This is a genomic window from Micromonospora sp. NPDC001898, from assembly GCF_042891255.1.
Taxonomy (GTDB): Bacteria; Actinomycetota; Actinomycetes; order Mycobacteriales; family Micromonosporaceae; genus Micromonospora.
This window is the reverse complement of the sequence record NZ_JBIATC010000005.1, coordinates 107,288-128,229: the sequence shown is the minus strand read 5'-3', so window position 1 is coordinate 128,229 and position 20,942 is coordinate 107,288. Positions and strand designations below refer to the sequence as shown.

Genomic DNA, 20,942 nt, shown 5'->3' with positions numbered 1-20,942 from the left:
CTCGCGATCACAGCGTCCGCGCGTTGCCCCGGGCAACGCCCAGCGATCGACCCGGTGGGTCGGACCTCCGAGATTCCATCACGCCGTGTTCCAAAGAGAAAGCCCAGGTTGGCGGTTGCCGGGGGTGTGATGAGATGTTGATGCAATTTGCTCGCAATCCGTCTGGCCGGAGTCACACAAAGTAATGGATCATCCCCACCGCGTCGTCCTGCTCGCTGGCCCATCCGGCTCCGGAAAGTCGTACATCGCGCAACGAACCGGGCTCCCGGTGCTATGCCTCGACGACTTCTACAAAGACGGCGATGACCCTACGTTGCCACGTCAGAACAACCTTGTGGACTGGGACTCACCGCGGTCGTGGGACGCCGAGGCGGCCGTGGAGACGATTGCCAGACTGTCCCGGCACGGAAAGGCCGAAGTGCCGGTTTATGCGATCGGTGCGGACCGCCGGGTGGCCACCCGGCCATTCGAGGTCGCCGGGTCGCCATTCTTCATCGCCGAAGGAATCTTCGCCGCCGAGATCGTCGAGGAATGTCGACGCCGAGGGCTGCTCGCCGGGGCGTACGCGCTGCGCCGCCCGCGGGGGACCACCTTCCTCCGCCGGTTGACCCGTGACCTCGCCGAACAGCGCAAGGCCCCCGGCGTACTGCTGCGCCGAGGGCTGGCCCTGCTGCGCGCCGAGCCTGCGGTGCTGCGCCGGCAGGCGGGGCTCGGCGCGCACCCGGCCCCGGCCGGCGAGGTGCTGCGCCGGGTGGCCGACCTGCTCGCCGGCCACCCGCACCACCACTGATCAGCCCAGCAGCTTCGCGTACGCGGGCTTGATCACCTCGTCGATGATCGCCAGCCGCTCGTCGAACGGGATGAAGGCGCTCTTCATCGCGTTGATGGTGAACCACTGGAGTTCCTTCCAGCCGTAGCCGAAGGCCTCCACCAGCAGCGCCATCTCCCGGGACATCGAGGTGCCGCTCATCAGCCGGTTGTCGGTGTTCACCGTCGCCCTGAAGCGCAGGTCGCGTAGGAGCCCGATCGGGTGCTCGGCGATGGACGCCGCCGCCCCGGTCTGCACGTTCGACGACGGGCACAGCTCCAGCGGGATCCGCTTGTCCCGCACGTACGCGGCCAGCCGGCCGAGCGTCGGGCGCTCGCCGGGGGTGATGTCGTCGACGATGCGTACCCCGTGGCCGAGCCGGTCCGCGCCGCACCACTGGATGGCCTGCCAGATCGACGGCAGCCCGAACGCCTCGCCGGCGTGGATGGTGAAGTGGAAGTTCTCCCGCTGGAGGTACTCGAAGGCGTCCAGGTGCCGGGTGGGCGGGAAGCCCGCCTCCGCACCGGCGATGTCGAAGCCGACCACCCCGGCGTCCCGGTGCCGGACGGCCAGCTCGGCGATCTCCTGCGACCGGGCGGCGTGCCGCATCGCGGTGAGCAGGGTGCCGACCCGGATCGGGGTGCCGGCCTCCGCGGCCAGTGCCGCGCCCTCGGTGAACCCGGCGACGACGGCCTCCACCACCTCGTCCAGGGTCAGGTCCCGCTCCAGGTGCTGCTCGGGGGCGAACCGCACCTCGGCGTAGACCACCCCGTCGGCGGCCAGGTCCTGGGCGCACTCCCTGGCCACCCGCCGCAGTGACGACGGGGTCTGCATGACGGCGACGGTGTGCGCGAACGTCTCCAGATAGCGTTCCAGGGAGCCGGAGTCGGCCGCCTCGACGAACCACCGGCCCAGCGAATCGGGGTCGGTGGTGGGCAGTTCGTGACCCACCTCGGCGGCCAGCTCGACGATCGTCGCCGGCCGCAGGCCGCCGTCGAGGTGATCGTGCAGCAGCGCCTTCGGGACCTTGACGATGTCCTCGTAACGGATTGTCGCGACCATGCTGAGACCCTAGTCGGCCCCGCCGGGCCCGCCTATGGGACGGGCGGGGATCGGCGGTCGGCGTGCCGCCGATCCGGGCGGGGCCGGCGCCGTGGTCCGGCCCGGCCGGGCGCCCCGGGTCGCCCGGCCGAAACGAGCGGCCGGCCCCATGCCCGGTCAGGGACGCCAGCCGTACACCCGCTCGACGGCGAGCCGGAGCACCAGCCGACCGTCGGCGACCATCACCGCCCGGTATTCGCCCCAGTCAGGGTGCTCGCCACGGATCCGCCGGTAGACCTCGACCAGTTGCTCGACGGTGGCGTCGTCGGGGGCCACTGCCGGCGGGGTCGCCGTGACCACGCCCTCCGCGACCGCGTACGCCCCGCCGTCGGCGGTGGTGACGTGCAGGCTGGCCCGGGGATCGCGACGCAGGTTGCGCACCTTGGCCCGGTCGGCGGTGGTGGAGCAGCGGATCATGCCGGGCTCGGCGAGGAAGTCGAGGTTGGACAGCTGGGGCCGCCCGTCGCGCCGCAGGGTGACCAGCACGCCCCGGCCGCGCTCCCCGAACAGCTCCCACAGCCGGGCGTTCACGCCGGCACCCGCGGCGGGGCGAGGGCGGCGGCCAGCCGGCTCGACCATCTGGTTGACATGTCACCCACCCTAGGAGGCGGATTGATGACATGTCAACCAGATGGCTAGGATGGCCGGCATGGAACGACCACGCTGGCTCGACGAGCGGGAGCAGAGCGCCTGGCGCGGATACCGGCGGATGCGCCGCCTGCTCGACCTGGAGCTGGCCCGCGAGCTGATGCGGGACGCGGGGCTCTCCGAGCCCGACTACGACGTCCTCTCCGACCTGGCGGAGACGCCCGACCAGCGGCTGCGGCTCAGCGAGCTGGCCGACCGGATGCTCTGGTCGCGCAGCCGGCTCTCCCACCACCTGACCCGCATGCAGCAGCGTGGCCTGGTCACCCGCGAGGAGTGCGCGGCGGACGGGCGGGGCGCGATCGTCGCGCTCACCGCCGAGGGCCGACACGCCGTCGAGGCGGCGGCCCCCGGGCACGTGGCGGCGGTCCGCCGGCACCTCATCGACCTGCTGACCCCCGACGAGATCGCCGCGCTGGACGCGCTCACGCACCGGGTGGTCGACCACCTGACCGACGAGGCCCGGTCGGTACGGTGACCCCGGTGACCGATCCCCGCATCGTCGACCGGCTGCGCTGCCCGGTCTGCGCGGAACCACTCGCGGAGGCCGCCGCCGGGACCGGCCGGGTGCTGCGCTGCCCGCGCCGGCACAGCTTCGACGTGGCCCGCCAGGGGTACGTCAACCTGCTCGCCGGCCGCACCCCGCACGTCGGGGACACCGCCGAGATGGTGGCCGCCCGCGCCGACTTCCTGGCCGCCGGCCACTACGACCCGGTCTCCGCCGCGCTCGCCGAGGCGGCCCGCGACGTGCCGACGGGGGCGGCGGACGGGGCGTACCCGCTGGTGGTGGACGCCGGCGCCGGGACCGGCCGGCACCTCGCGGCGGTGCTGGCGGCGCTGCCCGACGCCGTGGGCCTCGCCCTCGACGTGTCCAAGCCGGCGCTGCGCCGGGCGGCGCGGGCGCATCCGCGCGCGGCGGCGGCCCTCGCCGACACCTGGCAGCGGCTACCGCTGGCCGACGGCAGCGTCGCCGTGCTGCTCGACGTCTTCGCCCCGCGCAACGGGGCCGAGTTCCGCCGGGTGCTGCACCCGGCCGGCGCGCTGCTGGTGGTCACCCCGGCCGAGGACCACCTCACCGAACTGGTCGACGCGCTCGACCTGCTGAGGGTCGACCCGGCCAAGGCCGATCGGGTCGCCGGGAGCCTGGCCGGCCAGTTCGACGAGGTCGCCACGACGGTGCTGCGGGCCCGGCTGGAGCTGACCCACCCGGAGGTGGCCACCCTGGTCGGGATGGGGCCCAGCGCCTGGCACGCCGACCCGGCAGCCCGCGCCGCGCGGACCGCCGCGTTGCCCGAACCGGTCGGGGTGACCCTCGCGGTCCGGCTGAGCGTGCACCGCCCCCGCTGAGCGGCTCAGGTCGACAGGTCGACCTCTTCCCAGCCCGGCGGCTCGTCGTGGTACGGCCCCCGCAGGACCACCGCCCACTCCAGCGCCCACCGGCGCTGCCCGATGGCGTTCGCGTCGACCAGCCCCGGCAGCGACCGGCCGGACCGCTCCGACTCCAGGTACGCCCAGTCGAGGCAGTAGTGCAGGTCGAGCAGGGCCGCCGCGTCGGCCGGGTGCTGGGGCGCGGCGAGGATGCGGGAACGCCACTCGGTGAACGTCTCCCCTGCGGCGATCTGCGGCAGCCGCTCCACCAGCCGGTCCTCCACCGGCATGGTCGGGTCGAGCTGCTTGGTCAGGCCGAGCACCCAGGCCAGGGAGAAGAGCGCGTCGTGGTGCAGCACGAACGACCGGTGGTCGCCCCGGCCACCCATCACGAACTGCCCCTCCGGCGGGGTGACCATGTCGACCAGGTGCGAGGCGAGCAGCCAGCCCATCGCGGCCTGCGGCGGCATGCCGAAGCACCGGGCCAGGATCAGGTGCAGCACCGCGATCCTGGCCTCGATCTCAACGGTCGGCCGCAGCTCGATCTCGTCGCCCGGCTCCCACACCAGGGGGAACTGGCTCGGGGGCAGGGGCAGTCCCAACCGGGACAGCTCGTCCAGGCTGGCCTCTCGGACCTCTCGCGGGTCAGGGGCGGGTATGCGCACGGCTCAGATCCCTGTCAGTCGCATCGGCTCAGCGCTGGTCGTCCCCCGTGGCCTGGGAGGATAGCCGGTCCCGGTGGGCGGCACCACGGCCCCCTTCGCTCGTCCGGCTCAGCCGATCCGCTCGATGACCAGCGGCTTCGTGGCCGGGGCGGTGGCCGAGACCCGTACCGCGCCGACCGCCTCGGCCAGCGCCGCCGGGATCCGGGCGGCGTGCTCGGCGCGCAGCTCGTACAGCGGCTCGCCGGCCCGCACCGGGTCGCCGGGGCGCTTGTGCAGCACCACCCCGGACGGCACGCTGATCGGGTCCTCCTTGCGGGGCCGGCCCGCGCCGAGCCGCCAGGCCGCCACCCCGATCGCGTACGCGTCGACCGAGGAGACGAAGCCGTCCGCGTCGGCGGTGACCACCTCGATCTCGTTCGCCGTGGGCATGGGCGCGTCCGGGTCGCCGCCCTGGGCGCGGATCATCGTCCGCCAGGAGTCCATCGCCCGGCCGTCGCGCAGTGCCGCCGCCGGGTCGGCGTCGGGCAGCCCGGCCGCGTCGAGCATCTCCCGGGCCAGGGCCAGGGTCAGTTCCACCACGTCGGCGGGGCCGCCGCCGGCCAGCACCTCGACCGACTCGGTCACCTCGACCGCGTTGCCGACGGCCAGCCCGAGCGGGGTGGACATGTCGGTGAGCAGGGCGACGGTCCGCACCCCGTGCGCGCCGCCCAGCTCGACCATGGTGCGGGCCAACTCCCGGGCGTCGTCGACGGACTTCATGAACGCGCCGGAGCCGACCTTCACGTCCAGCACCAGCGCGCCGGTCCCCTCGGCGATCTTCTTGCTCATGATCGAGCTGGCGATCAGCGGAATCGCCTCCACGGTGCCGGTGACGTCGCGCAGCGCGTACAGCTTGCGGTCGGCCGGGGCCAGGCCATCGCCGGCCGCGCAGATCACCGCGCCCACCTCGCGGAGCTGCCGGATGAACTCGTCGTTGGTCAGCGCGGCCCGCCAGCCGGGAATCGACTCCAGCTTGTCCAGGGTGCCGCCGGTGTGGCCCAGGCCCCGCCCGGAAAGCTGCGGCACCGCGCCGCCGCACGCCGCGACCAGCGGGGTGAGCGGGAGGGTGATCTTGTCACCGACGCCGCCGGTGGAGTGCTTGTCGACGGTCGGCCGGTCGACTGCGGACAGGTCCAGCCGCTGCCCGCTGGCGATCATCGCGGCGGTCCACCGGGCGATCTCCGGCGCGCTCATCCCGCGCAGCAGGATCGCCATGGCCAGCGCCGACATCTGCTCGTCGGCCACCAGACCCGTCGTGTACCCGTCGACCACCCAGTCGATCTGGGCGTCGCTCAGCACGCCGCCGTCCCGCTTGGCCCGGATGACGTCGACCGCCGTGAAAGCACTCACCGTTGAGTTCCTCTTCTCGTCCTCGCAGCTTCCGGACCGCGGCCCGCCAGCACCCGGCTCAGCCCGCCCAGCGGACCGGCACCTCCATCGGCGGCTCGCCCTCGCCGGCCCAGAAGATGGTGCCGGTCGCGTCGACCACCACCACGCGCGGGGTGCGGGCGTGCCCCCAGGCGATCGCCTCGGCCGGGTCGCCCCAGCTCGGGCCCTCCTCCAGCACGCCGGTCTCGGCGCCCTCCGTGTCCCCGGCCGACCGCTCCCAGTACGCCGTCCACACCTGCTGCCCGGCGGACAGGTCCGGGTGCACGAAGACGCTGCCCCGCCCCCGCCAGGCAGCCAGTCGGTCCGGCACCACCGGCACCGGCCGCTCGCCGGTCACCGCCTCGATGTCGGCCACGTCGAAGGCGTGCGGCAGCAGCTCGGCCATGCTCAGCGGGCCGTCCTTGGCCTCGACCAGGCACTGCGGGCCGCCCTGCTCCCAGAGCAGCTGCCGGCACCGGCCGCACGGCATCAGCGGCTCGCCGGTGGCGTCGACGCAGGAGAGCGCCACGATCCGGCCCCCGCCGGTGGCGTGCAGCGAGGAGACCACCCCGCACTCGGCGCAGAGCACCACGCCGTACGCGGCGTTCTCCACGTTGCAGCCGACCACGATCCGGCCGTCGTCGACCAGGGCGGCGGCCCCGACCGGGAACTTCGAGTACGGCACGTACGCGTGTCGCATCACCTCGGTGGCGGCGGCCCGCAGCCGCTCCCAGTCGATGTCGGTCATCCCGTGATTCTGCCGCATCCGCCGGATCATCCAGGCGGCACGGCTCCGAAGCCGGCCCTGCCCGGCGGGGAGGCCCCGCCGGGCACGGATCCGAGCGGGCTCAGCCCTTGATGTACGGCTTGCCGTCGGCAGCCGGCGCGCGGACCTTGCCGACGAGTCCGGCCACCGCCAGCATGGTCGCCAGGTACGGCAGCATGGCCAGGAACTGGCTGGGGATGCTGCTGCCGATCGCCCCGAGGTACGTGCCGAGTTGGTCGGCGAAGCCGAAGAACAGCGCCGCGAGCAGCGCTCCCGTCGGGCTCCACCGGCCGAAGATCAGCGCGGCCAGGGCGATGAAGCCCTTGCCGCCGATCATGTTCTTGGTGAACGAGTAGAGCGCCAGCGTGTACGACGCGCCGCCGATCCCGGCCACCACCCCGGCCAGCAGGACGTTGCGGTAGCGCAGCCCCAGCACCTTCACGCCGAGGGTGTCGGCGGCGGTGGGGTGCTCGCCGACCGCCCGGGTGCGCAGGCCCCAGCGGGTGCGGAACAGCGCGATGTGGATCACCAGCACCAGCAGCAGGCCGAGGTAGAGGAAGATGTTGCTGCGGAACAGCGCCGGCCCGAGCACCGGGATGTCCCTGAGCAGCGGGATCTCCCAGTTGCTGAACCGGGGCGCGGAGTTGTACTTCTCCGCGTTGGTCTGCATCAGCCGCTCGTAGAGGAAGCCGGTGATGCCGACCGCCAGCAGGTTCAGCACGATGCCCATGACGACCTGGTCCACCAGGTAGCGGATGGCGAACACGGCCAGCAGCAGCGAGATGAACGCGCCGCCGATCGCGGCGGCGACCAGGCCCACCCAGACGCTGCCGGAGAGGCTGCCGAACAGCGCGCCGCTGAACGCGCCCATCAACAACTGTCCCTCGATGGCCACGTTGACCACGCCGGAGCGCTCGCAGAGCACCCCGGCCAGCGCGCCGAAGATCAGCGGCAGGGCCAGGATGAAGGTGCCGCGCACCATGTTGACCAGGGGCATGAAGTTCCGCCCCTCGGGGGCGGCGGAGACCTGCCAGCACAGGAACGACAGCACGAAGGCGGCCAGCCCGACGCCGAGCAGCACGGTGAACCAGCGCTTCGGCACCCCGGCCATCAGGGCCGCGCCGGCCGCCGCGGCGATGATGCCGAACAGGATCGCGCCGACGGTGCCGTGGATCTCCAGCGCCGCGCCGCCCTCGGTCTCGCTGAGGGTGAAGCGGGCCTGCCGGTCGGTGGCGAGCGCCCCGAAGAGCACCGCCGCGAGCACGCCGAGCGCCAGCAGCACCCCGCCGATCTTGCGGGTACGGGTCCAGAAGCCCTCGTCGACCTGGGCCACGGCGACGTCCGGAACAGCCATGGTTGACATGCGTTACCAGCCCTTCGCCAGGCTCGTCTGCAAACGGGCGGCACGGGCGGCCCGGAGCTGGAAGATCGCCTTCACCAGGGCCGGCGCGGCGATGAAGATGACGATCAGCGCCTGGAGCACGGTGACCAGCTCCAGCGAGATCCCCGAGTACGACTGCATCCGGTTGCCGCCGGCCTGGAGCGCGCCGAACAGCAGCGCGGCCAGCAGCACGCCCCACGGCTTGACCCGGCCCAGCAGGGCCACCAGGATGCCGTCGAACCCGATCTGGGCGACCACCAGCGGGGTGAGCGCGTTCGCCGTCGAGCCGAGCACCATCTGGCTACCGCCGAGCCCGGCGAGCAGGCCGGCGATCGCCATCATCAGCACGTACGTCTTCGCGACGCTGATGCCGGCGGTGCGGGCGGCGTCCGGGTTCGCACCGACCGCGCGCAGCTCGAAGCCGAAGGTGGAGCGGTTGAGCAGCCAGGCGATGAACCAGGTGGCCAGCACGGCCAGCAGGATGCCGGCGTGTACCCGCAGGTCGTCGCCGAGCAGCCGGGGGAACTGGGCGGAGGAGTCGACGGGCTTGCTGATCGCGTCGGCCCGGTCGGGGTTCTGCACGCCGCTCTGAATGATGATCCAGGCCAGGAAGTACACCGCGACGTAGTTGAGCATGATCGTATTGATCACCTCATGGGCACCGGTGCGGGCCTTCAGGATGCCGGGGATGAAGCCCCAGAGCGCGCCGCCGGCCGCGCCGGCGATCAGCGCGACGATCAGGTGCAGCACCGGGGGCAGCGGCAGCAGGAAGCCGGCCAGCGCGGCGAGGATGACGCCGATGGTGGCCTGGCCCTGCGCGCCGATGTTGAACAGGCCGCCCCGGAAGGCGAGCGCCACCGACAGTCCGGTGAAGACCAGCGGCGCGGTGTAGGTCAGCGTCTCGGAGATCGGGCTGAGCGCCGCGGTGAACCCGGACGCCTCCGGGTCGAAGATCGCCCCCTTGAACAGGTTCGCGTACGCCTCGCTGACCACCGTCCAGCTCGCGTTCAGCGCGTCGACCGGGCGGGCGGTGATGTAGGCGTAGGTGGCCAGCACCTCCGGGTCCGACACGATGATCAGCACGGCGCCGACGAGCATCGCCAGCAGCACCGCGAGCACCGTGACGGTGACCGTGTTGGCCGCCCACAGGTTGTCCAGGAACAGCCGGCCCAGGGTGGGTCGGTCCGGTTCCGGCTCCCGCTTCGGCGTGGTCGCCGTCGCGGCGCGGTCGACGCCACCGGCCGCCACCTGCGCGGCCTGCGCCTCGGTCGCCGGCTCCTTGTCGGGCGAGCCCGACGCCGGGTTGGGGTTGGTCATGCCTCGTCCTCGTTACGGGGGCCCTCGGGGGCCGGGGTCGCCGCGCCGTCGGCCGGGGCGGTGCCGCCGGCGGTCGGGCCGGTGGCTTCGATCGCCGCGCCGGCGGCCGGGGCGGTGCTGCCGGTGGCCGCGCCCTCGGCTTCGGTGGCCGCGTCGGGGGTGATGCCGGCCATCAGCAGGCCGATCTCCTCGCGCGGGGTGTTCGGGCCGACGATGCCGATGATCCGGCCCCGGTACATCACCGCGATCCGGTCGGCCAGGCCGATCACCTCGTCCAGCTCGCTGGAGACCACCATGACGGCGGTGCCCACGTCCCGCTCCCGGATCACCTGGGAGTGGATGAACTCGATGGAGCCGACGTCGACGCCACGGGTCGGCTGGGCTGCGATGAAGAGCTTCAGCGGCCGGGACAGTTCCCGGGCCACGATCACCTTCTGCTGGTTGCCGCCGGAGAGGGTGCCGACGGCCGCCTCGGCCGACGGGGTACGGACGTCGAACTGCTCGATCCGCTCCTGCGCCGACTTCGCGATGGCGTCCGGCCTCAGGGACAGCCCCTTGCCGAACGGCGGGCGGTCGTAGATGTCCAGCACCAGGTTCTCGGCGACGGAGAACTCCTTCACCAGGCCGTCGACGCTGCGGTCCTCGGGGACGTAGCCGACCCCGGCGCGCAGCACCTTCTTGGTCGACCAGCCGTGCACCGGTTGGCCGTCCAGGGTGACCGTGCCGGCGAGGACCGGACGCAGGCCCATGATGGCCTCGATCAGCTCGGTCTGGCCGTTGCCCTGCACGCCCGCCACGCCGAGCACCTCGCCCGCGCGCACGGTCAGGTCGACCCCGTCGACGGCGCGGATCTGCCGGTCGTCGTCGACGACCAGGCCGGCGACCTCCAGGATCGGCCGGCCCGGGGTGGCCGGCGGCTTCTCCACGGTCAGCCGGACGCTGCGGCCCACCATCTTGGCGGCCAGCTCGTCCCGGCTCGCGGTCGGCGAGGCGGTGCCCACGGTCTTCCCGCGCCGGATCACCGTGATCCGGTCGGCGATGGCCTTGACCTCGCCGAGCTTGTGGGTGATGAAGACGATCGACTTGCCGGCGGCCTTGAGCGACCGCATGACCGTGAGCAGTTCCGCGGTCTCCTGCGGGGTGAGCACGGCGGTCGGCTCGTCGAGGATCAGCAGGTCGACGTCGCGGGTGAGGGCCTTGACGATCTCCACCCGCTGCTGGATGCCGACCGGCAGGTCCTCGATCACCGCGTCCGGGTCGACCCGGAGGTTGTACCGCTCGGAGACCTCGGCGACCTCGCGCCGGGCCCGCCGCCGGTCCAGGAAACCGGCGATGCCGCCCTTGACCTGCTCGGCGCCGAGCATGACGTTCTCGGCGACGGTGAAGACCGGCACCAGCATGAAGTGCTGGTGCACCATGCCGATCCCGGCCGCGATCGCGTCCGAGGGGCCCCTCAGCTTCAACGGCTTCCCGTCGACCAGGATCTCGCCCTCGTCGGGCTGGTAGAGCCCGTAGAGCACGTTCATCAGGGTCGACTTGCCGGCACCGTTCTCACCGAGCAGGGCGTGAATCTCTCCAGGCTCCACCGTCAGGTCGATGTGGTCGTTGGCGACCAGATCACCGAACCGCTTGGTGATGCCGCGCAGTTCGAGTTTCAGCGCAACCTCCTGGAGTGCGAGCGATGGTGCGGCGGGGCCGCCGCGGGGCCGGTCGCCGGCCGGGCCGGGCGTCGGGTGGCGCGGACCGGCCGCCCCGCTTCCGCGGGGTGCTCCCCGCGTACGTCGAGGCGGCCGGTCGTCAGGCGTGGGGCCCGCCGGCCCCCGCGGTCGATGATCGCACCGCGGTGGCCGACGGAGCGGTCACTTGGTCGGCTGGGCCTTCGAGGTGACCGTGATGGTGCCGGCGGCGATGTCCGCCTTGAGCTTCTCGACCTCGGCCTTGAGGTCCGCCGGGACCTTGCTCTCGAAGTCGTGGTACGGGGCGAGCGAGACGCCGTTGTTGGCCAGGTTGCCCACGAAGCCCGGGGTGGCCTGGAGCTTCTCGCCACCGGCGGCCTTGACCACGGCCTCCTTGACGGAGTCGGTGATGTTCTTGACCACGGTGGTCAGCAGCACCGAGCAGCTCGGGGTGCTCTCGCAGCCGTCGGCGTCGACCCAGATGACCGAGTACTTGCCGCCGGAGGCCTGGGCCGCCGAGGTGGTGCCGAGGCCCGCGCCGCCGGCGACCGGCATGATGATGTCCGCGCCCTGGGCGACCAGCGTGTCGGAGACCTTCTTGCCCTCGTCCTGCTTGCCGAAGTCGTTGGTGAAGGAACCCTTCTGGGTCGCCTTGTCCCAGCCCAGCACCTGGACGTTCTTGCTCTTGGCCTTGTTGTAGTGCGCCACGCCGTCGGCGAAGCCATCCATGAAGATGGTCACCGGCGGGATCGGCAGGCCACCGTAGGTGCCGACCTTGCCGGTCTTGCTCATCCCGGCGGCGAGGTAGCCGGCCTGGAACGCGGCCTGCGCGGTGTCGAACTGCATCGGGTAGACGTTGGCCACACCCGGGTTCGAGTCGACGATGCCGAACTGCTGGTTCGGGTTCGCCTGGGCGATCTTCTTGGTGGCGTCGGTCATGAGACCGCCGACGGCCAGGACGAAGTCGCACTTCTGGTTGACGTACCCGGTCAGGTTGACCTCGTAGTCCGCCTCGGCCTTCGACGCGACGTACTTGATGTCGATGTTGTCGTTGGCCTTCTTGGCCTCCTGCAGGCCCTTCCAGGCCGAGGTGTTGAACGACTTGTCGTCGATGCCGCCGACGTCGGTCACCATGCAGGCGCTGTATTTCTTGGCACCGGTGCTCCCGGCGTCCTTGTCGTCCTCGGGGGCCTCACCACACGCGGCGGCGCCCAGCACGAGCCCACCCGCCACGAAGGCGGAGGCGATCCGCATCCCACGCACAGAGCGCAAGACGTCTCCTTCCCATTGCACACCGCTCTGCGCGGTGGCAGCCCTTGAGCCGGCCTGCGCTGCGCCGCCGGCGTCCCACGTTACGGACGGGAGCGTACGCCCGCGTCCACCCACCGGCCGACAATCGTGCACGACTGTTGAGCGCCTGTTACCCCTACGTGATCCTTCGGGTGCGGCAGATCACTTGTCGCCCTGGCCGTGGCCGATCGGTGTCGCGAACGTCCGTTTCCCGCAGCCTGTCCCCTGGTCAGGACGCTACCGCCAGAAAACTGCCACCGCTGCGTTGACCAGGGTCAAGCCCGCGATGGCGAGGAAGTGGCCACGGTTGACCGATTCCCGCTTACGGGAGAAGAAGACCATGACAAAGATCAGCAGCGCGAGCACCAACTTGGTAACAAGTTTTGCGGGGGCCGGTTCGTCGCCGTCCCGCAACGGGGCGGACAGCCCGATTCCGGTCAGCAGGCCGATGACCGACCCCCAGAGCATGGCCGCGTTGATCCGCAGCCGGCCGCTGACGTATTGGGCGATCGTGCCGCCTAGCAGCAGGGCGAACCCGATCAGGTGGGCGTAGCGAAGGATCAGTCTCAGAGTTTCCACCTGACCATCCTCCCCTATCAACGACAGATCGTAGTAGTGGGCGAATCAGCGCGTGTCGGTGACCGGCCCCGCCACGTCGCCGTCATCGGGCGCCACCCCGCCGGCCGGGCGGCGGGCGGCCAGCACCAGCACGAGCCCGACCAGCGCATACCCGGCCAGGACGGCGACGGGCCGGCCGGCGCCGGCACCGTCGAAGAAGGCCACCGAGCGGAGCAGGGTGCCGCCGGCGCCCACCGGCAGGAACTGACCCACGGCACCCCACGGCTGCGGCAGCAGCTCAGGGGCCGCGCCGACCGCCGAGATCGGGTTGCCGACCAGAAAGACCAGCAGCGCGCCCAGGCCGATTCCCGCCCGGCCGAGCAGCGCCCCGAGGCCGGCCACCGTGGCTGCGGCGGCCAGCGCGAAGAGCCCGACGGCCGCCCCCTCGACGAGCGGGTTCCCGGCGATCACGCCGAGCCAGCCGTGCAGCACGGCGACACCGCCTCCCCCGGCGAGGACGCCGAAGGCCACCAGGCCGAGCAGCCGGGCGACCCGGCTCGCGACCAGCAGGGTGAGCAGCGCGCCGGCCGCCATGCCCGCCATCGCGAACGGCAGGAAGCCGGCGGCGAACCCGGCGCCCCGGGGGTCGTCCGGGTCCGCCGGGACAACCTCGACCACCGGCACCGGGCGGCCGGTGCCGGTGGAGAACCGGGCCGCCGCCTCGGTGAGGAGCGCGGCGACCGTCGGGCTGGCCGCCGCCGCGGTGTGCAGGGCCACCCCCTGCGGACCGACGACGAAGGCCCCGTACACCTGCCGGTCGCGCAGCGCCCGGTCGGCGGTCGCGGCGTCCGGCAGCGTGGTCACCTCGAATGCGCCCGGCCGCGCGGCGGCGAGCCGGCCGGCCAGTTCGTCGACGGCGGGCGCCGGGCCCGCGACGGCGACAGGCAGGTCGCGCGGCGCCAGGTTGGCCGCCGGACCCGCGAACAGGGGTACGAGCAACGCCATCAGGACGGCTGCCAGGGCGGCGATCCCGAGGGCGGTCGGCAGGGGCGGCCGGGTGCGGTCCGACATGGGGTCAACTCCTAAAACGAACGCTCATTCTCTTTAAGTTCAGGCTCCCCCTCCGCTCGCGCCACGTCAAGAACGAACGTTCGCTTTAGGATGTATTTCGTGCCACGCGTCTCGCCGGAACACCTCGCCGCCCGCCGCCGCCAGATCGTCGACGCGGCCCGCAGGTGCTTCCTGCGCGAGGGCTTCCACCGCACGACGATGCAGGACGTGATCGCCGAGGCCGGCCTCTCGGTGGGCGCCGTCTACCGCTACTTCCCGAGCAAGGCGGATCTGATCAACGCGATCGCCGAGGAGGCGGTCGGCGGGGCCGAGATCGTCTTCGACGAACTGCGCCACCGGGAGCCGCCGCTGCCCCTGATCGAGGCGCTCGACCGCGCGCTGGCGTACGTGGAGACCCAGGTCGGCGACGACGGCGCCCTGCGGATCGCGGTCCAGGTCTGGGGCGAGGCACAGCGGGACCCGGTGCTGGCCGAGCTCGTCGCCGCCAAGTACGACGGCTTCCGCCGGCACTTCGAGGCGCTCGTCCGGCGCGCCCAGGACGCCGGCGAGGTGCCCGCCGACGCCGACCCGGCGGCCGTCGCCTCCGCGCTGTTCGGCCTGGTCCCCGGCTGGTTCCTCCAGCGCCTGCTCACCGGCCGCCCAGACCGCGCCACCTACCTCGCAGGCGTCCGCGCCCTCCTCCCCCCTAACTAACCCCTACCCACCCACCCCACCCCACCACCACCCCACCCCGTCCCCGCCACCCCGCTCCGCGATCGTGCACTTTGTGCCCGCGATCTGGGTGGAATGCGCATCTTGTCGGGGCCGCGAGTGCCAAGACGCCGCAGCTGGGGCGGGACGGGGTAAGGCTGAGCGGGGTGGGTAGGGGTGGGGATGGGGTGGGTCAGGTTAGGCGCCAGGCCTGGAAGGTGGGGCCGTCGGCCGGGAGGGTGATCGTGCCGTCCGCGTCGGGGCGTAGGGCGGGGGCGCCACCGTGGATGTTCTCCGCCGGCCGCAGGCCGGTCAGGCGGACCGGATCACCGGCGGCGCGGCGGGCCAGCACCAGCACCGCACCGGTCGGGGCCTCGCGCAGGAAGACCAGCGTGTCCGCGTCGGCGTGCAGCCAGCGCAGGCCGCCGTGGCGCAGCGCGGGCTCCGCGCGGCGCAACGCGATCAGGGCGCGGTACGAGGCGAACGTCGAGGCGTCCCAGCTCTCCGGCCGGTGCCACGGCATCGGGGTACGCGAGCCCTCGCCGTTGGCGCCGGTCAGCCCCAACTCGTCCCCGGCGAAGATCACCGGGGTGCCGGGCATGGTGGCGAGCAGGCCGGCGGCCACCTCCTGCCGGGCCGCGTCCCCGACGACGGTGCGGATCCGGGCCGAGTCGTGCGAGCCGAGCAACTGCCACGAGTGGGTGTACGACCGCCACGAGATCAGCGACCGGTAGGTGTCCATCGTCGCGAGCACCGCGTCCGCGTCCCGCCGCCGCACCCCGCCCGGGGTGCCGAGGAAGTTCGGCACCGGTTCGTCGCCGTGCCGCAGCCAGGACCAGACCGGGTCGGTGAAGCCGACGTAGTTCATCGTGCCGTGCCAGCCGCCGCGGTCCAGGTCGCCGGTGTGGTCGTGGCCGTGCTCGGCCATCAGCAGCCCGTCGGCCCGGGTGTCGGCCACCACCTCGCGCAGCAGCGCCGCCACCTCGTGGGTGTACGCGTCGGCCCCCCGCCGGCCGGTCATGTTCGCCACGTCCACCCGCCAGCCGTCCAGCCCGTACGGGGGCCGCAGCCAGCGGCGCAGCAGCGAGTCGTCGGCGGTGGCGAAGCGCCGGCGCAGCTCGGCGCTGCCCCAGTTCAGCTTCGGCAGCGACCTGACCCCGTTCCAGGACTCGTACGACGGCTCCCGGTCGCAGCCGGTCACCTCGTCGAAGTAGTACAGCTCCCGCTCGGGCGCGGACACGTCGGAGGCGGCCCGGGTGAACCACTCGTGCGCGTCGCCGGTGTGGTTGCTGGTGATGTCGCCGAGCAGCCGCCAGCCCCGGGCGCGTACGGCCTCGGCGAGGCGGGCCAGCGCGGCGTCACCGCCGAGCAGCGGGTCGACGGTGTCGAAGCTGGCCGCGTCGTAGCGGTGGTTGGAGCGGGCCGGGAAGACAGGGGTCAGGTAGACGGTGTTCACGCCGAGGCGGTCCAGGTGGTCCAGGCGCTCGGTGACGCCGTCCAGGTCGCCGCCGTAGAACTGGCGGGGGGTCTCCGGGCCCCGGCCGATCACCGGGGTGTCCCAGTCGCACGGGATGGCCCAGTCCGGCAGGTCCCGGCCGTCTGCGGCGGCGGAGCGGGCGAACCGGTCCGGGAAGATCTGGTAGATCACCGCGTCCCGGGCCCAGGCCGGGGGCGGGGCGTGGGTGACCAGCTTGAAGTCGCCGTTGTCGGGCACGTCGTGGGGCACCACGCCGGCGGCGTTCAGCCAGCGGTAGCCGCGGCTGCCGGTGAGCATGAACCGGTAGTTGCTGACCGGGTTGCGGGCCTCGACGGGAACCCTCCACCAGACGTCGCCGCCGTCGGTACGGTCGACGACCGCCTCGGTGAACCGGGGTTCGCCGTCGCCGGTGGTGCGCACGTGCACCTGCCGGACGTCGGCGCCGGCCGGCACCCGGACGAAGACGTCGACGGTGTCGCCGAGCGCGGGTTCCTGCTCGGGGACGTACAGGGCGGATCCGTCGTGGTGCGGCAACAGGGACATGGCGGTGCCTTTCGCGTCGATCGGACGGGGAGAGAAAGCGGTCTCCCGCCGCGGCCGGTTTCCCGACCGTGGCGGTCGATCCGTGACTGCTCCGGTGTACGTCGGACGCCGACGCCCTTGCCGCAGCACTGCGGTGTCGCTGACCGGCCGGTGGACCCGGCTGGTCGCGACGGAGCGGCACCCCTCGCCTCGACCTCGGCGAGGAGCGGCCACCTATCCGGTTTATCCCTTGACGGCTCCGGCGGTGAGACCGGAGACGATGTAGCGCTGGACCATCTGGAAGACCAGCACCGTGGGGATCGCGGTGAGCAGGGTGCCCGCCGCGAAGATCCCGAAGTTGTTGTTGCGTTCGCCGGCCACCAGTCCGAACATCCCGACCGCGAGGGTCTTCGACTCGCTGTTGGTCAGGAAGACGTTCGCCATCAGGAACTCGTTGATGGTGCCGATGAAGGCGAGCAGGCCGGTCACCGCCAGGATCGGCGCCACCAGCGGCAGCATGATCCGGAAGAAGACCTGGGCGTGCGTGGCGCCGTCCATCGTGGCCGACTCGTCCAGCTCCCGGGGGAGCGTGTCGAAGAAGCCCTTCATCAGCCAGGTGTTCACGCCCAGCGCGCCGCCCAGGTAGAGCAGCAGCAGGCCCCACGGGGTGTTGAAGCCGATCGCCGGCCACAGGTCGGTGATCGTCGTGAAGAGCAGGAAGATCGCCACGATCGCCAGGAACTGCGGGAACATCTGGATCAGCAGGAGCGACAACAGCCCGACCCGCCGACCGGAGAACCGCATCCGGGAGAAGGCGTACGCCGCCAGCGCCGACAGGACGACCGACACGAACGAGGCCACCCCGGCGATGAGCAGCGAGTTGAGGAACCACCACCCGAACGCCGTACGGTCGAACAGGTTGGTGAAGTTCTCCAGGGACGCCCCGGTCGGCAGCAGCTCCGTCGAGGAGAGCGTGCCGAGCGGGTTGAGCGCGGCCGACAGCACGAACAGGATCGGGAAGAGGCTGAACGCGACCGCCAACACGGCGACCAGGTGGCGCCAGCCGACCTGGGCGAACCACCGGTTGCGACGCCGGCCCGCGTTGCGGTTGACGGCCGGGGCGGCGCCGGTCGCGCCGCCCGCGACCGGAGTGCCACTGAGCGAGGTCACGAGTACACCTCCTCCTGCTTACGGGTGCGCCGGAAGCTCACCGCCGACACCACCGCGACGATGGTGAAGATGAAGATCGACACCGCGGCCGCCAGGCCGAACTGGGCGCCCTGCGCGCCGAAGGCCAGCCGGTACGTGTACGTGATCAGCAGGTCCGTCGCTCCCGCCGTCGGGTTGTCCGCCGGGAACGGGCCGCCCTCGGTGGTCAGGTAGATCGCGTTGAAGTTGTTGAAGTTGTACGCGAACGACGCGATCAGCAGCGGGGAGAGCGCGACCAGCAGCAGCGGCAGGGTGACCGCCCGGAACGACTGCCAGGGTGACGCGCCGTCGACCGAGGTCGCCTCGGTCAGCTCCTTCGGGATGGCCTGGAGCGCGCCCGTGGCGACCAGGAACATGTACGGGTAGCCGAGCCAGAGCTGCACCAGGATCACCGCCGTCCGGGCCGACCACTCCTGGCCGAACCAGTCCACCCCGAGCCCGAACAGGTTGTTGATCAGCCCGAAGTCGGTGTTGAACATGTCCCGCCAGACCAGCAGCATCGCGAAGGACGGCATGGCGTACGGCAGGATCAGCAGGACCCGGTAGACGTTGGTGCCCCGCATCCGGGGCGAGTGCAGCGCCAGGGCGATGAACATGCCCAGGATGAACGTGCCGCCGGTGGAGCCGACGGCGAAGGCGAAGTTCCACAGCAGAGTGCCGAAGAACGGCCCGGAGATGGCCGGGTCGGTGAGCACCCGGGAGAAGTTCTTCAGCCCGACGGTGACCTTCCAGCCCTGGGCCAGCCGTTCGCCGTCGGGGGCGACGAAGGCGCCGGACTCCTCGTCCGCCGTCCAGGTCTTGCCGGTCTCGATGTCCTTGACGCAGTCGCAGCCGGCGTCGTACGCCCGGATCGCCTTGCCCTCGTAGGCGCGGGACAGGCCGGCGGAACGCAGCGCGCCGCCGGAGGTCGGCACGACCAGGTCGGTGATCTCCTGGCTGCGGGCGCTGGCCTGGCCGAAGTTGAGCACGGTGTAGCCGTCGGCGGCGGTGACCTTGCCGCCGGGGGACACGGTGACGTCGGCCGGGTCGAGTTTGCGCAGCCCGCCGGCGTCGCCGGCCGAGACGGCGCCGGTGCCCGGGTCGCTGACCAGGAAGACGAGCGGGCCGGTCGCCGGGTCGCCCTGGGTGGCCACGGAGAGGGCGTACTCGGCGGAGCCGGGCACCTGCTTGACCGAGGCGGTCTGGATGGCGACGACGGCGTCTTCCTTGGTGCCGCGGTGGCCGTCGCCGAAGTTCGTGAAGGCGGTGCTCGCCGTGTAGAGCACCGGGACCACCTGGAACGCGATGAGGAACAGCGTGCCGGGGACCAGGTACTTCGCCGGGATGTGCCGGCGGGTCAGGTAGAGGTAGAAGAGCCCGGCGGTGGTGGCGGCCAGCAGGGCCAGCCCGACCCACTTCTCCGCCTCGATGAGCGGGAAGGCCGCCCAGACCGCGATCCCGGCGGTCAGGCCGAGCAGGACCACCTTGACGAGCAGACCGGTCGTGGTGATCGGCTCGCGGTGCCGAGCGGTGCGGGACCTGTCCGGGAGCCCGGGGCTGGCGGGCTCCCGGCCCGGGGGCTGCGTGGCAGCCCCCGGGCCGGACAGCGACGTGCTCATTACTTGATCTGGCCGGAGATGGTCTTGCCGGCCGCGGTGATCGTCTTGGTCGGGTCGGCGCCGCCGATGATGGCGGCCTCGGCCTTGCCGAACGGGTCCCAGATGGTGGCCATGGCCGGGATCGCCGGGAGCACCTGGCCGTTCTTGCCGGCCTCCTGGAACTTGGCCAGGTCCGGGTCGGTGCCCTTGACCTGGTCGAGGGCGGCGGTCAGCGCCGGCGGACGGGGCTCGGCGTTGTAGAGCGCCACGGCCAGTTCGGGGGTGGTGACGTGGTTCGCCACGAACTCCTGGGCGAGGGCCTTGTTCTTGCCCTTGGCTGCCACGTAGAACGCCTGGACGCCCACGAACGGCTGGGCCTCCTTGCCGCCGGCGAAGCCGGGGACCGGGGAGATGTCGTAGGAGATGTTGGCCTTCTTGGCGTCCGCGACGGCCCACGGGCCGGAGACCAGGTAGGCGCACTTCTTGCCGGTGAACGTGGCGATCGAGTTCTCGCCGGTGATCGAGCGCTTCAGCGCGCCGTCGCCCTTCTCACCGAGCTTGGCGATCTTCTTGAACGCCTCGATCGACTCCGGCTTGCCCACGCCCAGGTCCTTCGGGTCGTAGTCGCCGTTGGCGGCCGTGCCGAAGAGGTACCCGCCACCGGAGGTGTAGAACGGGTAGATGTGGTAGGCGTCGCCGTTCTGGCCGGACTGGAGGCAGAGGATCTCGGTGGCCTTCTTCTCGGCCTTGAGCTTCTTGCCGGCGGCGACCAGGTCCTCGACGGTCTTGGGCGCCTCGGGGGCCAACTCGGTGTTGCGGATCAGCGCCAGGTTCTCCATGGCGTAGGGCACGCCGTAGAGCTGGCCGTTGAACGTGACGGCCTTGACGGCGGTCTCGTTGAAGCCGCTCTTCTGCTCGGCGGCGAGCTGCACGGGATCGATGGCGCCGTTCTGGACGAGGTTGCCGATCCAGTCGTGCGCGCCGACCACGACGTCCGGGCCGCTGCCCTGCTGCGAGGCGGTCACGAAGTTGGTCTGCAGGTCCTTGGAGACGGCCTGGACCTCGACCGTGACGCCGTTCTCCTTGCCGAACTTCTCGGCGAACGGCTTGAGGGCGGCGGTGCGCTTGTCGTCGGCCCAGATCACCAGCTTGCCGCCGGCTGCCTTGGCGGACTCCTTCGCGGCCGGGGCGTTGCTGTCGTCGTCGCCACCGCCGCAGCCGGTGGCGGCCAGCGCCAGGCCGAGGACGGCGACCACACCCGCGGTACGGATGCGCATCGGTACTCCTGTCGTCATGGCGGATGTGCCGGGGAAAGGGCTGCCCGCCAGTGGGAACCTTCGTAAGTTCTTGCTGTCCGGCGCCCGGTTGTGCGCCGCTACTCCCGTATGTTGCGGGGACGTTAGCAAGAGGTTGC

General features: G+C 72.0%; 19 protein-coding genes. 4 read left to right on the top strand and 15 right to left on the bottom strand.

The window, feature by feature from the left end; translation table 11 throughout:
* Positions 1-451: 451 nt before the first annotated feature.
* Positions 452-790, top strand: coding sequence for a hypothetical protein (locus ACFYZF_RS13670; protein ID WP_387019631.1), 339 nt, complete (start codon positions 452-454; stop codon positions 788-790).
* On the opposite strand, the gene ACFYZF_RS13665 is transcribed toward ACFYZF_RS13670, so the two are convergent.
* Positions 791-1,870, bottom strand: coding sequence for an adenosine deaminase (locus ACFYZF_RS13665; protein WP_387019629.1), 1,080 nt, complete (start codon positions 1,868-1,870; stop codon positions 791-793).
* A 156-nt stretch (positions 1,871-2,026) separates the two neighbouring features.
* The gene (locus tag ACFYZF_RS13660; protein ID WP_387019626.1) at positions 2,027-2,488 is read right to left on the bottom strand and encodes a PPOX class F420-dependent oxidoreductase; all 462 of its coding nucleotides are present in this window, start codon (positions 2,486-2,488) and stop codon (positions 2,027-2,029) included.
* 70 nt (positions 2,489-2,558) lie between these two features.
* Between ACFYZF_RS13660 and ACFYZF_RS13655 the strand changes: the two genes are divergently transcribed.
* Together ACFYZF_RS13655 and ACFYZF_RS13650 are read left to right on the top strand one after the other, a co-directional pair.
* On the top strand, positions 2,559-3,032 hold the full coding sequence (locus tag ACFYZF_RS13655; RefSeq protein ID WP_387019624.1) for a MarR family winged helix-turn-helix transcriptional regulator: 474 nt from the start codon (positions 2,559-2,561) through the stop codon (positions 3,030-3,032).
* 5 nt (positions 3,033-3,037) lie between these two features.
* A complete protein-coding gene (locus ACFYZF_RS13650) occupies positions 3,038-3,901 on the top strand; it encodes a putative RNA methyltransferase (RefSeq protein ID WP_387019620.1) in 864 nt (287 codons plus the stop codon).
* A gap of 5 nt (positions 3,902-3,906) precedes the next feature.
* Here ACFYZF_RS13650 and ACFYZF_RS13645 read toward each other — a convergent pair whose 3' ends face one another.
* The 9 genes from ACFYZF_RS13645 to ACFYZF_RS13605 form a co-directional block, all read right to left on the bottom strand.
* Entirely contained in the window at positions 3,907-4,587 is a 681-nt protein-coding gene (locus ACFYZF_RS13645) for a DUF4272 domain-containing protein (RefSeq protein ID WP_387019617.1), read from the bottom strand.
* Between the two features lie 108 nt (positions 4,588-4,695).
* Entirely contained in the window at positions 4,696-5,976 is a 1,281-nt protein-coding gene (locus tag ACFYZF_RS13640) for a thymidine phosphorylase (protein ID WP_387019614.1), read from the bottom strand.
* 58 nt (positions 5,977-6,034) lie between these two features.
* A complete protein-coding gene (locus ACFYZF_RS13635) occupies positions 6,035-6,742 on the bottom strand; it encodes a cytidine deaminase (protein ID WP_387019611.1) in 708 nt (235 codons plus the stop codon).
* 100 nt (positions 6,743-6,842) lie between these two features.
* Positions 6,843-8,123 carry an ABC transporter permease gene (locus ACFYZF_RS13630; protein ID WP_387019609.1) on the bottom strand — a complete coding sequence of 427 codons (1,281 nt, stop codon included), beginning with the start codon at positions 8,121-8,123 and terminating at the stop codon, positions 6,843-6,845.
* Positions 8,124-8,126: 3 nt separating this feature from the next.
* Positions 8,127-9,458, bottom strand: coding sequence for an ABC transporter permease (locus ACFYZF_RS13625; RefSeq protein WP_387019606.1), 1,332 nt, complete (start codon positions 9,456-9,458; stop codon positions 8,127-8,129).
* On the bottom strand, positions 9,455-11,056 hold the full coding sequence (locus ACFYZF_RS13620; RefSeq protein ID WP_387020387.1) for an ABC transporter ATP-binding protein: 1,602 nt from the start codon (positions 11,054-11,056) through the stop codon (positions 9,455-9,457). The genes ACFYZF_RS13625 and ACFYZF_RS13620 overlap by 4 nt, the downstream gene beginning before the upstream one ends.
* A 261-nt stretch (positions 11,057-11,317) precedes the next feature.
* On the bottom strand, positions 11,318-12,388 hold the full coding sequence (locus ACFYZF_RS13615; protein ID WP_387020384.1) for a BMP family protein: 1,071 nt from the start codon (positions 12,386-12,388) through the stop codon (positions 11,318-11,320).
* A gap of 273 nt (positions 12,389-12,661) precedes the next feature.
* On the bottom strand, positions 12,662-13,003 hold the full coding sequence (locus ACFYZF_RS13610) for a hypothetical protein (protein ID WP_387019604.1): 342 nt from the start codon (positions 13,001-13,003) through the stop codon (positions 12,662-12,664).
* Between the two features lie 45 nt (positions 13,004-13,048).
* Positions 13,049-14,053, bottom strand: coding sequence for a hypothetical protein (locus ACFYZF_RS13605; protein WP_387019602.1), 1,005 nt, complete (start codon positions 14,051-14,053; stop codon positions 13,049-13,051).
* Positions 14,054-14,152: 99 nt separating this feature from the next.
* Between ACFYZF_RS13605 and ACFYZF_RS13600 the strand changes: the two genes are divergently transcribed.
* Positions 14,153-14,746: a TetR/AcrR family transcriptional regulator gene (locus ACFYZF_RS13600; RefSeq protein WP_387019599.1), complete on the top strand. Its 594-nt coding sequence runs from the start codon at positions 14,153-14,155 to the stop codon at positions 14,744-14,746.
* Between the two features lie 190 nt (positions 14,747-14,936).
* On the opposite strand, the gene ACFYZF_RS13595 is transcribed toward ACFYZF_RS13600, so the two are convergent.
* The 4 genes from ACFYZF_RS13595 to ACFYZF_RS13580 all read right to left on the bottom strand — a co-directional run bounded on the left by ACFYZF_RS13595 (position 14,937) and on the right by ACFYZF_RS13580 (position 20,805).
* Positions 14,937-16,763 carry a glycoside hydrolase family 13 protein gene (locus ACFYZF_RS13595; RefSeq protein WP_387019597.1) on the bottom strand — a complete coding sequence of 609 codons (1,827 nt, stop codon included), beginning with the start codon at positions 16,761-16,763 and terminating at the stop codon, positions 14,937-14,939.
* A gap of 222 nt (positions 16,764-16,985) precedes the next feature.
* Entirely contained in the window at positions 16,986-17,795 is an 810-nt protein-coding gene (locus tag ACFYZF_RS13590; protein WP_387020382.1) for a sugar ABC transporter permease, read from the bottom strand.
* A gap of 113 nt (positions 17,796-17,908) precedes the next feature.
* Entirely contained in the window at positions 17,909-19,549 is a 1,641-nt protein-coding gene (locus ACFYZF_RS13585) for an ABC transporter permease subunit (RefSeq protein WP_387019595.1), read from the bottom strand.
* On the bottom strand, positions 19,549-20,805 hold the full coding sequence (locus ACFYZF_RS13580) for an extracellular solute-binding protein (RefSeq protein WP_387019593.1): 1,257 nt from the start codon (positions 20,803-20,805) through the stop codon (positions 19,549-19,551). The genes ACFYZF_RS13585 and ACFYZF_RS13580 overlap by 1 nt, the downstream gene beginning before the upstream one ends.
* Positions 20,806-20,942: the final 137 nt, after the last annotated feature.